This window comes from Pseudomonas sp. BIGb0558, from assembly GCF_024807515.1.
Taxonomy (GTDB): Bacteria; Pseudomonadota; Gammaproteobacteria; order Pseudomonadales; family Pseudomonadaceae; genus Aquipseudomonas; species Aquipseudomonas yamanorum_A.
The window spans coordinates 160,213-173,694 of record NZ_JANUEW010000006.1 but is presented as its reverse complement, the minus strand read 5'-3'; the positions used below and the strand labels follow the sequence as shown (position 1 = coordinate 173,694).

The following is a 13,482-nucleotide window of genomic DNA, read 5'->3' as shown; positions in this document are numbered from 1 at the left end:
ATTGTAGGGCGAGTAGGACAGTTCGGCAATTGCCAGGGATGCGTTCTCTTTTGCTTATGAGAATATTTATCATTAATATTGCGCACTGACGAACCTGGCGCCCAGTGCATGAAACGCAAAACCTCACTTCCCGTGTCCTACCGTTTGGCCGTGACTTCGCGCGTGCTGGCGGCGGTGGTCGGCGGTTACCTGCTGGCGTCCCTGGCCAGTGTGTGCATGACATTGTGGCTGCCCACCCGCCGCGCCGATGCAGTGATCAGCGGCATGCTCAGTTCGTTTGTCTTCTATCTGTTGGCGGTGATCTGGTGTTTTGCCTGCCGTACCGCCTGGCGCGCCTGGTTTGGCGTGTTGCTGCCCAGCGCTATCCTGGCCACGTTCGCCGGGTTGACGTATTGGATGGCGCGCCCATGAAAGAGGGCTTTCGCCAGGCCATGGCCTGGCTGCATACCTGGGCCGGGCTGATTTTTGGCTGGCTGCTGTTTGCGATTTTTCTGACGGGCACCTTGTCGTATTTCAAGGACGAAATTACCCACTGGATGGAGCCGGAAGTGCAGGCCCATTCCCTGGATGACGCCCGCAGTCTGGCCCTCGCGCAAACGTGGCTGCAACAGCAGGCTCCTAACGCTGCCCGCTGGTTTATCAATTTGCCCGATCAGCGCGAGCCCGGCCTGTCGGTGTCGTGGCAAGACAAGGTCGACCCCGGCAAGCGCGGTAACTTCATCCAGAAAGTCCTCGACCCGGTCAGCGGCCAGCCCGTGCAGGCCCGGGAAAGCATGGGCGGCGAATTCTTCTACCGTTTCCACTTCCAGTTGCAAATGCCGTATCCGTGGGGCCGCTGGTTGTCGACCATCGCCGCGATGGTGATGTTCGTGGCGTTGATCACCGGGATCATCACCCACAAGAAAATCTTCAAGGACTTCTTCACCTTCCGCCCGCGCAAGGGCCAGCGCTCCTGGCTCGACGGGCATAACGCGGTCGGTGTGCTGGTGCTGCCGTTCCACTTGATGATCACCTACAGCAGCCTGGTGATTTTCATGAGCATGGTGATGCCCGCGAGCATCCTCGCTTCCTACGGCAACGACACCCGGGCGTTCTTCAATGATGTGTTTCCGGCCACCGACAACGCGCCGGCCCTTGGCCAGCCGGGGCAGTTGTTGCCGTTGGGCCCGATGTACGAGCAAGCGCGCGAGCAGTGGGCCGGTGGGCATGTCGGGCGGCTGGTGGTGAATAACCCAAGCGATGTGAATGCCTCGGTCAATGTGTTCCGCGCCGGGTCGGATCGCGTGGTGCATGACTTTGGCAGCACCGTCTCATTCAACGGCACCACCGGCGAGCTGTTGCGGGTCAGCGGCGAGCAATCCTTGCCGGCAGCCATTGGTGGCAGCTTCTACGGCTTGCACATGGGTCATTTTGCCGGTCCGGTGTTGCGCTGGTTGTATTTCATCTGCGGCCTGGCGGGCACGGCGATGATCGGCACCGGGCTGGTGATGTGGCTGGGCAAGCGTCAGCTCAAACACACCAAAACCGGGGTGATGCCGTTTGAACTGCGGCTGGTGGAAGTGCTGAACGTCGCCAGCATGTCCGGCTTGATGATCGCCATCGCTCTATTTTTCTGGGCCAACCGTTTACTGCCTGTGAGCTTTGCCGGGCGGTCGGACTGGGAAGTGAACGCTTTCTTTATCGCCTGGGGCGTGAGCGTGCTGCATGCCATCGTGCGCCCTGGCCGTCGCGGTTGGGTTGAACAATTGGGCGTGGGCGCGCTGCTGTTTATCGGCGTGCCGATACTCAACGCGCTGACCACGAACCAGCACTTGGGTGTGTCCCTGGCCAACGGCGATTGGACCATGGCCGGCTTCGACCTGACCTGCCTGGGCAGCGGCGTGTTCCTCGCCTGGGCGGCCTGGAAAATGCGGCACCGCCGCGCCGCCCAGCCCAAGGCCGAACGTGCCCGGCCATTGACCCTCAAGGGCGAGGTGAACTGAATGCTCCTGGCGCTGCTGCTGTGTTACGCAGGGTTTACCGCGTTGTGCCTGTCCATGGACCGTCACCATGGCGAGCTGCTGCACAGTAAACCTTCGCCCCGTCGGCGCCTGGGTTTGCGCGTGGGCGGCTGGCTGCTGCTGATCGTTTCGATCTGGCCGGCGGTGCTCGCCACCGGCTTGAGCCAGGGCCTGGTGGAGTGGTGCGCGGTACTGATGCTCAGCGGGTTGCTGCTGGTGTTGCTGTTGCCGTATCGGCCAAGGCTGGCCTTGATCCTGGCGGGCGTCGGCCTGCTGGCCAGCCCGGTTGCGGCCTTCGCCACCCTTTGAGCCATCCTTGATGATCACCACGCCCCCCGAATCCAACGAACAGCACGCCGACGCGGCAGGCGGACGGGCGCATTTTCTGCAGGTGTTCCTGTCCCAGCGTTCGCAGATGGAAGCGTTGGTCAGCCGTCGCGTGGGTTGCCGTGCGACGGCGGCGGACCTGGTGCAGGATTTGTTCCTGCGCTTCTGGCGCCGGCCCTTGGTGCAGGTCGAGGAACTCAGCACCTACCTGCTGCGCTGTGCCGGCAATATCGCCATCGACCACCTGCGCAGCGAAGGCGCCCGGGTGCGCAGCAATGAGGGCTGGCTGCCGGAACAGCAGGACAACCAGGGCTCCGAGCCCCAGGCCGCGCTGGAGGCGGGCAATGACTTGCGCCATGTCGAAGCGGCGTTGCGCAGCCTGCCGGAGCGCACCCGGCAGATTTTCCTGCTCAACCGCATCCATGGCCGCAAGTACGCACAAATCGCCAAGGCCATGGGGCTGTCCCAAAGTGCCGTGGAAAAACATATGATGCGTGCCCTCGAAGCCTGCAAGGCCAGCCTTCGTGAACCATCGCCAAGGAAAGCACCGTGAATTCCACTGCCAGCGTCACCCCGACGCCCGACCAGGAACAGGCCGCACTGGCCTGGCTGAGTCTGTTGCACGACCAGCCCAGCAGTGGCGACCAGGCCACCTTCAGCCGTTGGCTGCGGGCCGACCCGGCACATGTCGAGGCCTACGCCCAAGCCCAGGTACTGTGGGAATTGAGTGAAGTGCCCGCGAGAAAGCTGGCCGATGAGGACTCGCAGGCATTGCAGGGCTACTTGAATGCGATGAACACCTCGAAGCGCTCCAGTGTGCGGCGCTGGTCCGGTGCGCTGGCCATGGCCGCCTGCTTGCTAGTGATGATTTCGATGGGAGCCGGTTGGCAGCCGTCGCGTTGGGTTGATGACTTCGGCGCCGATTACATCACCGCACCGGGCGAAGTGAAGACCGTCACCCTGGCTGATCAAAGCCAGGTCACCCTGGACGCCGACAGCGCCATCGCGGTGGATTTCAAACATGGCGAGCGTCATATCCAGCTGCGCCGTGGCGCCGGCTTTTTCAGCGTGACCCACACCGGCGAGTCCTTCGTGGTCGAGGCCGGCAGCGGTGAAGCGCGGGTGCTGGGCACGCAATTTGAAGTGCGCCTGCAACCGGCGGGCGCCCAAGTGACGGTGTTGTCCGGGCGGGTCGGTGTCACGCCGTCCAAACATGGCCAACAACAGATTCTGACGGCGGGCCAGCAAGTGGCCTACGCCGACGGTGTCGCCGATGAGCTGCACGCGGTCGACAGCGAGTCGCGCCTGGCTTGGCGTGATGGCTGGCTCAACTACTACAAGGCGCCCCTGGCCGATGTGGTGAAAGACCTCGGTCGTTACTACCCCGGGCGCATTCTGCTGCTCAACGAAGACCTTGGCACCCGGCGCGTCAGCGGCAGTTTTCCGAGCAAGGATCCCCAGGCGGTGCTCAATGCCCTGCAGGCGGTTTTGGGGTTTGAACAACACTCGCTGCTCGGTCGGATGATCGTATTGCGCTAGATACAGAGCGCTACGCTGCAACGGCGTAGCGCTGTCATTACTTGCACCGCTTTCCCTTCAAATCCCCATGCCTTGGCACATCCGTGTTTGCGGACCTTTCATTTAACCTTCATCGCAATCATCAAAACCTGTAACCAAATCGTTACGTGATGCACGGATGATCCTCGGATTCCTGAGCAGGTGGTCAGGAAGATTGGCGGCGCTGTTCACCCAGCCCAACCCGCCAATACCTCCCCGATAACAACAGATAGATGCATGTAAGGGATCTACTCGTGACCTACAACAAACTCTATGCCCTGCTTTTAGCATCGGGCCTGGGCGGCTTTGCGCCGCTGGTTCTGGCAGACGACTCCCAGGACGTCGGTTCGGTACACGTTGCCGGCGAACGTACCCTGGGCACTGGCCACATGATTCAGGAAGAAAGTGCCAAGGCCCGGTCCACCGTGACCAAGGAAGCCATGGACGAAATGTCCCCGACGGCCAACGCCATCGACAAGCTCAAATACACGCCGGGCATCAACGTTTCGAACGATGACGCCAGCGGAATGAGCGGCACCAGCTTCACCATGCGCGGCATGAACTCCGACCAGGTCGGGGTTTCCATGGACGGCGTGCCGATCAACGACTCCGGCAGCTACGGCGTGTACGCCAACCAGTTGGGCGACCCGGAAAACGTCGGCGAAGTGTTTGTCACCCAGGGCTCCTCCGAAGCGGACGGCCCGCACATCGGTTCCAGCGGCGGCAACATCGGCATGGTCACCATCCGGCCGACCAAAGAGCCGGGCTTGTTCGTCAAGCAGTCCATCGGTTCGAACAACCTGCGCAAGTCGTTCGCGCGGATCAACACCGGCGAACTCGGCGGTTTCAAGACCTGGGTCTCGGCCTCTCACACCGAAGGCGACAAGTGGCGCGGCAAGGGCACCCTGCGCGGCGACAAGGTGGAGTGGAGCACGCTGTTCGAAGACGACAACGGCAATACCAGCAACTTCACCATGAAGTACAACACCCAGGAAAACTACAACTACAACACCCTGAGCAAGAGCCAGTTCCAGCAACAGGGTCGCCGTCTGGATTACGCGGAAACCCCGGTCTACAAGAACGGCTTGCTGTCGTCTTCCTACAAGCTCAACCGCAACCCATTCGAAAGTGTCATGACCACCTTCACCCAGCGCTGGCGCCTGCGGGATGACCTGGCCCTGACGGTTGCGCCTTACTACTACTGGGGCAACGGCGGCAGCTTCAGCGGCCAGACCGCCACCAACCTGGGGCCGAGGTCCGACAAGGGCGGCAACTACGACCTGAGCAACCTCAAGTCGGCCAACTACTACCGCCCTTCATGGACCGAGACCTGGCGCCCTGGCGTCACCGTCAAAATGAAATGGGACATCAACGAGGAGCACAGCCTGGACTACGGCTACTGGTACGAGCGCGCTCGCCAGCGCCAGACCCAGCCGTATATCGGCATCAATAGCGAGGGGGCACCGGACGACGTCTGGGGCGATTACAACAGCGGCGGCCAGGTGGTCGACAAGAACGGCAAGACCGTCCAGGGGCGTCATCAATACACCGTGACCCCGGCCCAGAAGCTGTGGGTGCAGGACAGCTGGCAAGCCACGCCAGACCTGAGTTTCGTCGGCGGCCTGGCGTACCAGTACGTCGAGCGTGACGGCGACAACCTCGGCAGCCTGTACGACACACCGGAAAAACGTAACGCCCGCTACCATCAGTTCCTGCCGAACTTCAGTGCCAAGTACCAGGTCGACGAGAGCAACCAGGCGTTCTACAACGTCACCCGCAACATGCGCACACCGCAGAACTACGTGCTGTACAACAAGGGTGATTCCCTCAACCTGAACCCCGAGCTGAGCTGGAACCAGGAACTGGGCTGGCGCTACACCGAAGAGAAGATGGCCCTGAGCGCCACCCTGTTCTACATCACCTTCAAGGACCGTCAGCTGTCGACCACCGACTTGAACGGTGACTACGTGATGGCCAACGTCGGTGACGTGACCAACAAAGGCCTGGAGCTGGAGTTCAGCGGCCTGCTGCCGTACAACTTCAACTACTACGCGTCGTACACGTACACCAAGTCCGAGCAGCAAGACGACTTTGTCAGCAAGAACGTGCTGTTGCCGACCAAGGGCAACCAACTGGCCAACGTGCCGGAAAACATGTTCAACCTGGTGTTCGGGTATGACGACAAGCGCTACTACGGCAACATTGCCGGCAAGTACGTGGGTGCCTTCTACGGCGACTTGACCAACAACGAGAAAATTTCCGGGCGCACGGTGTTCGACCTCAACGCTGGTATTTACCTGCCGGTGGACAAAAAGGTCTTCAAGTCGGCCGCGCTGCGCTTCTCGATGCTCAACGTGTTTGATAAGGAATACTTGAGTTCGGCGCGCACCGTGTCGTTCAACTCGGCGCCGGTGAATGGCCTGGCGGGCAGTTCGGCGTATTACAACGTGGGTGAGGAGCGTACGGCGATGGTTTCCCTGGAGGCCAACTTCTAGGGCTCCGTACGCCTATCAATAGCTGACAAATGACGTGTGGCGAGGGAGCTTGCTCCCGCTGGGGCGCGAAGCGGCCCTAAACCTGACAATCGGGTTCAACCTGGAGGAATTCAGGCACCTGTTTTGGGGCTGCTGCGCAGCCCAGCGGGAGCAAGCTCCCTCGCCACAGGTTCTGATGTAAGACCGCACAAACTGCGTTACTTCAAGGCCGCCATGATCGCTTCCGGGTTGTAGTCCCGAATCAGCGTGCCGTTCACATCCACAAACGGAATCCCGCCGCCGCCCAGTGCCTCATACGCCTTGCGCGCCTGGGCGTCTTTCTCGATATCAAACGCCTGGTAGGGAATCCCTTTCGAGTCCAGGAAGCGCCGGATCTGCTTGCAGTAGCCGCACCACTCGGTGGAATACAGCACCACGCGCGCCGCTGCGCGTGTCTGCTCTGGCACCACCTGGGAGGGGTTGAACAACCGCTCGATCTTGCCCCAGTTCTGGAAAACCACCACCACCAGCAACACCAGCAGGACTTTCTTCAGAACCCCGCCCAGCATCAGTTGCGACGCTTGAGCTGGTCGGTCAACTGGGTTGGCAGGCCCTTGATGATCAAGGTGCCAGCGGCTTCGTCGTACTCGATCTTGTCGCCCAGCAGGTGCGCTTCAAAGCTGATGGACAGGCCTTCGGCGCGCCCGGTGAAGCGGCGGAACTGGTTCAGGGTGCGTTTATCCGCCGGAATTTCCGGCGACAGGCCGTAGTCCTTGTTGCGGATGTGGTCGTAGAAGGCTTTTGGCCGCTCTTCGTCGATCAGCCCCGACAGCTCTTCCAGGCCCATCGGTTCGCCGAGCTTGGCCTGGCTGCTGGCGTAGTCCACCAGGGTTTTGGTTTTTTCGCGGGCGGATTCGTCCGGCAGGTCTTCGCTTTCCACAAAGTCACTGAAAGCCTTGAGCAGGGTGCGGGTCTCGCCCGGGCCGTCGACGCCTTCCTGGCAGCCGATAAAGTCGCGGAAGTACTCCGAGACCTTCTTGCCGTTCTTGCCCTTGATAAACGAGATGTACTGCTTGGATTGCTTGTTGTTCTGCCACTCGGAGACGTTGATCCGCGCGGCCAGGTGCAATTGGCCCAGGTCCAGGTGGCGGGACGGGGTCACGTCCAACTGGTCGGTCACGGCCACGCCTTCACTGTGGTGCAGCAGGGCGATGGCCAGGTAATCGGTCATGCCTTGTTGATAGTGGGCAAACAGCACGTGGCCGCCGGTGGAGAGGTTGGACTCCTCCATCAGCTTTTGCAGGTGCTCCACGGCAATGCGGCTGAAGGCGGTGAAATCCTTGCCGCCGTCGAAATATTCCTTCAACCAGCCGCTGAACGGGTGCGCGCCGGACTCGGCATGGAAAAAGCCCCAGGCCTTGCCTTGTTTGGCGTTATAGCTCTCGTTGAGGTCGGCGAGCATGTTCTCGATCGCCGCCGACTCGGCAAGCTCGGAGTCGCGGGCGTGGAGAACTGCGGGTGTGCCGTCGGGTTTTTTGTCGATCAGGTGGACGATGCAATGACGGATCGGCATGGGCTTCTCGGCTGGTTGAAGGGGAGTGGTGGGGCTCCCGGAAAAAGTCGCCAGTGTACCGCACCCGCTGGGGATGGCGCTGTTCGAAGGGCGTTTTGGGTGCTCTCCGACAGGCCATATGCCTTTTTTTCACGGTTTAGAGCGATAAAGCTGACCAAATGGGTATGTTGAGGCGGATATTTCCCCGTCTCTGTGCTAGTTTTGCCCCGTCTTACGCGCAGTCTGGGCGTTAAGCGTGCATTCAGCATTTGTCAGGTCGAACCAAACCCGGTTTCAGGTATCTATAACCCCGATCTTCGTGGTTATAGCCCTTGGGTGCCAGGCCTTGATGGCAGGGCTCGATGGCTGACACTGCACTCTGCAATCCAAATGAATTTGATAGGGAAGGAACACCACAATGGCTATTACTAAAGACCAACTGATCGCTGATCTGGCTGAAGCTGTAGACGCACCGAAAACTACCGTGCGTGCTCTGCTGGACCAACTGAGCCAGATCGTTGCTGATCAGCTGGAAAACGGCGGCGAAATCACTCTGCCAGGCGTTGGCAAACTGAAAGTGACCGAGCGTCCTGCCCGTACTGGCCGTAACCCTTCGACTGGCGCTGCCATCGAAATCGCTGCCAAGAAAGTTATCAAGCTGGTTGTGGCCAAAGGCCTGACCGACGCTGTTAACAAGTAAGACGCAGCAAAAAAAACCGCGCTCCGGAGTGATCCGGGCGCGGTTTTTTGTTGCCTGCGATTTATGCGGTGCTTTCTGTGGCGAGGGAGCTTGCTCCCGTTGGGTTGCACAGCTGCCCCAAGATTCTGGGAGCGCTGCGCACTCCAACGGGAGCAAGCTCCCTCGCCACAGGGTTAGTCGCGCGCCCAGCGCTGGCGCCACACCTGTTGCTCGCTCGGGGTCTGGAAGGTCCAGGCGACGAAGCGGCTCTGCTTCTGGCCCTGGGACATCTCCACCACCTGGCTTTCCAGTACACCGGCCTTTTTCAGCGCAGTCTGGATCGCCGGCAAGTTCGACGCCTTCGACACCAGGGTGCTGAACCACAGCACTTTATGCTGGAAATGCGCGCTTTCAGCGATCAGTTGCGTCACAAACCGCGCTTCACCGCCTTCACACCACAATTCCGCCGACTGGCCACCGAAGTTCAGCACCGGCAACTTGCGTTTCGGATCCGCCTTGCCCAATGCACGCCATTTGCGCTCGCTGCCCTTGGTCGCTTCATCCATCGAGGCGTGGAAGGGCGGGTTGCACATGGTCAGGTCAAAACGCTCGCCAGGCTCCAGCAGGCCCAGCAGGATCTGCTTGGGATTGGTTTGCTGGCGCAGCTGGATGGCCTTGTTCAGTCCGTTGGACTGCACGATCGCCTTGGCGGCGGCCACGGCGGTGGGGTCGACTTCCGAACCGAGGAAATTCCAGCGGTACTCGCTGTAACCGATCAACGGGTAGACGCAGTTGGCGCCCATGCCGATGTCCAGCACCTTCACCGGCGCACCACGCGGGATCACGCCCTCGTTGACGCTGGCCAGCAGGTCGGCGAGGAAGTGCACGTAATCGGCGCGGCCTGGTACCGGTGGGCACAGGTAATCAGCGGGGATGTCCCAGTGATTGATGCCGTAGAACGCCTTGAGCAACGCCCGGTTGAACACCCGCACCGCGTCGGGGCTGGCGAAGTCGATGCTTTCCTTGCCGTACGGGTTGATGATCACGAATTGCGCCAGTTCCGGCGTGGTCTTGATCAGCGCCTGGAAGTCGTAACGGCCCTGGTGGCGGTTACGCGGGTGCAAGGTGGCTTCTTTCCGGGGCACGACAGGCTTGGCCGGCGTGGTGGATTTGGGCTTCTTGCGCGGTGCTTTGGGTGTGCTGGGGGCGGTCATGGGCTGCGTCGATTCTGGGGTTGTTTCAAAAGTGGCGGGTATTGTCACACATTCCTTGGTCGAACTCGGTCAAATGTGGGAGCTGGCTTGCCTGCGATGCAGGCGACTCGGTGCATCTGCCAGACCGAGGTGATGCCATCGCAGGCAAGCCAGCTCCCACATTGATCGGGTTTCCAAAGAGAAATAGCAGTGTTCTGCGGGCCAAAAAAAAGAGACCCGAAGGTCTCTTTTTTCACACGGGCTGCCCCTTAAAGGCTGGAAATCCGTGCGTGTTGCTCGGCCAGCTTGCCCAAGGCCTGTTCAGCCTCGGCCAGCTTGGCGCGCTCTTTCTCGATGACTTCGGCCGGCGCCTTGTCGACGAACGCGGCGTTGGACAGCTTGCCGCCCACCCGCTGCACTTCGCCTTGCAGACGCAGGATTTCCTTGTCCAAACGCGCCAACTCGGCACCTTTGTCGATCAGGCCGGCCATCGGCACCAGCACTTCCATCTCGCCCACCAGAGCGGTAGCAGACAGCGGTGCTTCGGCGCCAGCGGCCAATACGGTGATCGACTCCAGCTTCGCCAGCTTCTTCAGCAAGGCGTCGTTCTCGGTGAGACGACGCTGATCTTCGGCGCTGGTGTTCTTCACGAATACCGCCAGTGGCTTGCCCGGCCCGATGTTCATCTCGGCGCGGATGTTGCGCGTGCCGAGCATCAGGGTCTTGAGCCATTCGATATCGCTTTCGGCGGCCTCATCAATGCGCGCTTCGTTGGCCACCGGCCAAGGTTGCAGCATGATGGTCTTGCCGTCTTTGCCGGCCAGCGGCGCGAGGCGCTGCCAGATTTCTTCGGTGATGAACGGCATGAACGGGTGCGCCAGGCGCAGCGCCACTTCCAGTACGCGCACCAGGGTGTGACGGGTGCCGCGCTGACGTTCGATCGGCGCGTTCTCGTCCCACAGCACGGGCTTGGAGAGTTCCAGGTACCAGTCGCAATACTGGTTCCAGATGAACTCGTACAAGGCCTGCGCCGCGAGGTCGAAGCGGAACTGGTCGAGTTGACGGGTCACTTCGGCTTCGGTGCGCTGCAACTGGGAGATGATCCAGCGGTCCGCCAGGGACAGCTCGATGGCCTCGCCGTTCTGGCCGCAGTCTTCGCCTTTATCCAGCACGTAGCGCGCGGCGTTCCAGATCTTGTTGCAGAAGTTGCGATAGCCTTCGACGCGGCCCATGTCGAACTTGATGTCGCGACCGGTGGATGCCAGCGAGCAGAAAGTGAAGCGCAGGGCGTCGGTGCCGTAGCTGGCGATGCCGTCGGCAAATTCGTCGCGGGTCTGCTTCTCGATCTTCTTCGCGAGTTTCGGCTGCATCAGGCCCGAGGTGCGTTTCTGCACCAGGGTTTCCAGGTCGATGCCGTCGATGATGTCCAGCGGGTCCAGGACGTTGCCTTTGGACTTGGACATCTTCTGGCCCTGGCCATCACGTACCAGGCCGTGCACGTACACGGTCTTGAACGGTACTTGCGGGGTGCCGTCTTCGTTTTTCACCAAATGCATGGTGAGCATGATCATCCGGGCGACCCAGAAGAAAATGATGTCGAAGCCGGTCACCAGCACGTCAGTCGGGTGGAATTTCTCGAGGAACTCGGTTTTTTCCGGCCAGCCCAAGGTGGAGAACGTCCACAGGCCCGAGCTGAACCAGGTGTCCAGTACGTCGTTGTCCTGTTGCAGCGCCACGTCCGGGCCGAGGTTGTGCTTGGCACGCACTTCGGCTTCATCGCGGCCAACGTAGACCTTGCCCGACTCGTCGTACCAGGCCGGAATCCGGTGGCCCCACCACAGCTGACGGCTGATGCACCAATCCTGGATGTCACGCATCCACGAGAAATACATGTTTTCGTACTGTTTCGGCACGAAGGCGATACGGCCGTCTTCCACCGCAGCAATCGCCGGCTCAGCCAGAGGTTTGGTCGACACGTACCACTGGTCGGTCAGCCAAGGCTCGATGATGGTGCCGGAACGGTCGCCTTTCGGCACTTTCAGGCCGTGGTCGTCGACACTGACCAGCAGGCCGGCAGCGTCGAAGGCGGCAACGATCTGCTTGCGCGCTTCAAAACGGTCGAGGCCGGCGTATTCGGCCGGGATCTTGCCGTCGATGCTCTCATTCAGCGTGCCGTCGAGGTTGAACACCTGGCAGGCCGGCAGCACGGCGGCGTTCTTGTCGAAAATGTTCAGCAGCGGCAGGTTGTGGCGCTTGCCGACTTCATAGTCGTTGAAATCGTGGGCCGGGGTGATTTTCACGCAGCCGGTGCCGAATTCAGGATCGCAGTAGTCGTCCGCGATGATCGGGATGCGACGGCCAACCAGCGGCAGCTCGACGAACTTGCCGATCAGCGCCTGGTAACGCTCGTCGTTCGGGTTAACCGCGACGGCGGCGTCGCCGAGCATGGTTTCCGGACGAGTGGTGGCGACGATCAGGTAGTCATTGCCTTCGGCGGTCTTCGCGCCGTCAGCCAGCGGATACTTGAGGTTCCACAGGAAACCTTTCTCGTCGTGGTTTTCCACTTCAAGGTCGGAAATCGCCGTGTGCAGCTTGGTGTCCCAGTTGACCAGGCGCTTGCCGCGGTAGATCAGGCCGTCTTCATGCAGGCGCACGAAGGCTTCTTTCACGGCTTCCGACAGGCCGTCGTCCATGGTGAAGCGCTCGCGGCTCCAGTCGACGGACGAACCCAGGCGACGGATCTGACGGCTGATGTTGCCGCCGGACTGATCCTTCCATTCCCAGATTTTCTCGAGGAATTTCTCGCGGCCCAGGTCGTGACGGTTCTGGCCGGTGGCTTCCAGTTGGCGTTCCACCAGCATCTGGGTGGCGATACCGGCGTGGTCGGTGCCCGGCTGCCACAGGGTGTTGCGACCCTGCATGCGGCGGAAACGGATCAGGGCGTCCATGATCGCGTTGTTGAAGCCATGGCCCATGTGCAGGCTGCCAGTGACGTTCGGTGGCGGAATCATGATGGTGTAGGAATCGCCCGCGCCTTGCGGAGCGAAATAATTCTCGGACTCCCAGGTCTGGTACCAGGAAGTTTCAATAGCGTGCGGCTGGTAGGTCTTATCCATGCGCGGCGGGACCCTAGTTGGCATTAATTCAGGAAAGCCGACAAGTATAACGGGGGATAGGGCAAATGTGGGAGCTGGCTTGCCTGCGATTGCGGTGTAGCAGTCACTGATGAGGTTGACTGAAAAACCACTATCGCAGGCAAGCCAGCTCCCACAGGGATTTGGGTTCGAACTCAGTTCTGATACTGGCTCAACAACCGCTCCATGCGCGCATCCAGCCGGCGCTTGATCTCGGTTTCGATATGCGGGGCAAAATCGTCGATCACGTCTTGCATGATCAGTTGCGCGGCGGCGCGCAGTTCGTTGTCCAGGTGCAGCAGCAGGGCGTCGGGGGCTTTTTCGGCGGCAGGTACGGCAACGGCCGGAGCCTGCGCGGCTGGCGCAACGGGCGTTTCGACCGGTTCCGGGGCAACAGGCTTGCCACCGACCATATCGAACAGCAAGGGAATCTGTACGTCACCGTTGACCGCATCGGTCAGCAGCGGCGGTTGCAGCTCATCATCACCGAGCAGCTTGCGGATCGACTCAAGGTCGTCCAGCAGGTGGTCAGAGTCTTTTAGCGGGTTTGGAGTGTCCATCATGTG

12 protein-coding genes are annotated in these 13,482 nt (G+C 60.8%); 7 read left to right on the top strand and 5 right to left on the bottom strand.

Annotation, left to right across the window (positions count from 1 at the left end; all coding sequences use genetic code 11):
* The first annotated feature begins 108 nt into the window (after positions 1-108).
* From M2400_RS11180 to M2400_RS11155, 6 genes are all read left to right on the top strand, one after another.
* On the top strand, positions 109-411 hold the full coding sequence (locus tag M2400_RS11180) for a DUF3649 domain-containing protein (RefSeq protein ID WP_177047218.1): 303 nt from the start codon (positions 109-111) through the stop codon (positions 409-411).
* Positions 408-1,982, top strand: a complete 1,575-nt coding sequence (locus M2400_RS11175; RefSeq protein WP_259196212.1) for a PepSY domain-containing protein — start codon at positions 408-410, stop codon at positions 1,980-1,982. Before M2400_RS11180 ends, M2400_RS11175 begins: the two co-directional genes overlap by 4 nt.
* Positions 1,983-2,309: a DUF3325 domain-containing protein gene (locus tag M2400_RS11170; RefSeq protein WP_259196214.1), complete on the top strand. Its 327-nt coding sequence runs from the start codon at positions 1,983-1,985 to the stop codon at positions 2,307-2,309.
* Positions 2,310-2,319: 10 nt separating this feature from the next.
* Positions 2,320-2,880 carry an RNA polymerase sigma factor gene (locus M2400_RS11165; protein ID WP_177075376.1) on the top strand — a complete coding sequence of 187 codons (561 nt, stop codon included), beginning with the start codon at positions 2,320-2,322 and terminating at the stop codon, positions 2,878-2,880.
* Positions 2,877-3,866 carry a FecR family protein gene (locus tag M2400_RS11160; protein WP_259196216.1) on the top strand — a complete coding sequence of 330 codons (990 nt, stop codon included), beginning with the start codon at positions 2,877-2,879 and terminating at the stop codon, positions 3,864-3,866. Before M2400_RS11165 ends, M2400_RS11160 begins: the two co-directional genes overlap by 4 nt.
* 272 nt (positions 3,867-4,138) lie before the next feature.
* Entirely contained in the window at positions 4,139-6,379 is a 2,241-nt protein-coding gene (locus M2400_RS11155; protein WP_177129198.1) for a TonB-dependent receptor, read from the top strand.
* Between the two features lie 197 nt (positions 6,380-6,576).
* Here the strand turns inward: M2400_RS11155 and M2400_RS11150 are convergent, their stop codons facing one another.
* Together M2400_RS11150 and yejK are read right to left on the bottom strand one after the other, a co-directional pair.
* Complete coding sequence (locus M2400_RS11150; RefSeq protein ID WP_003212747.1) at positions 6,577-6,927, bottom strand: glutaredoxin family protein; 351 nt, start codon at positions 6,925-6,927, stop codon at positions 6,577-6,579.
* Entirely contained in the window at positions 6,927-7,931 is a 1,005-nt protein-coding gene (gene yejK / locus M2400_RS11145; RefSeq protein ID WP_010176940.1) for a nucleoid-associated protein YejK, read from the bottom strand. The genes M2400_RS11150 and yejK overlap by 1 nt, the downstream gene beginning before the upstream one ends.
* 397 nt (positions 7,932-8,328) lie before the next feature.
* Here yejK and M2400_RS11140 point away from each other — a divergent pair, with 397 nt between their 5' ends.
* Positions 8,329-8,610, top strand: a complete 282-nt coding sequence (locus tag M2400_RS11140) for an HU family DNA-binding protein (RefSeq protein ID WP_003212743.1) — start codon at positions 8,329-8,331, stop codon at positions 8,608-8,610.
* Positions 8,611-8,783: 173 nt separating this feature from the next.
* On the opposite strand, the gene rlmF is transcribed toward M2400_RS11140, so the two are convergent.
* The 3 genes from rlmF to M2400_RS11125 all read right to left on the bottom strand — a co-directional run bounded on the left by rlmF (position 8,784) and on the right by M2400_RS11125 (position 13,476).
* Positions 8,784-9,803, bottom strand: a complete 1,020-nt coding sequence (gene rlmF / locus M2400_RS11135; protein WP_177047203.1) for a 23S rRNA (adenine(1618)-N(6))-methyltransferase RlmF — start codon at positions 9,801-9,803, stop codon at positions 8,784-8,786.
* Between the two features lie 248 nt (positions 9,804-10,051).
* Positions 10,052-12,898: a valine--tRNA ligase gene (locus M2400_RS11130; protein WP_259196218.1), complete on the bottom strand. Its 2,847-nt coding sequence runs from the start codon at positions 12,896-12,898 to the stop codon at positions 10,052-10,054.
* 173 nt (positions 12,899-13,071) lie between these two features.
* The gene (locus tag M2400_RS11125) at positions 13,072-13,476 is read right to left on the bottom strand and encodes a DNA polymerase III subunit chi (protein ID WP_177047275.1); all 405 of its coding nucleotides are present in this window, start codon (positions 13,474-13,476) and stop codon (positions 13,072-13,074) included.
* Positions 13,477-13,482 lie beyond the last annotated feature (6 nt).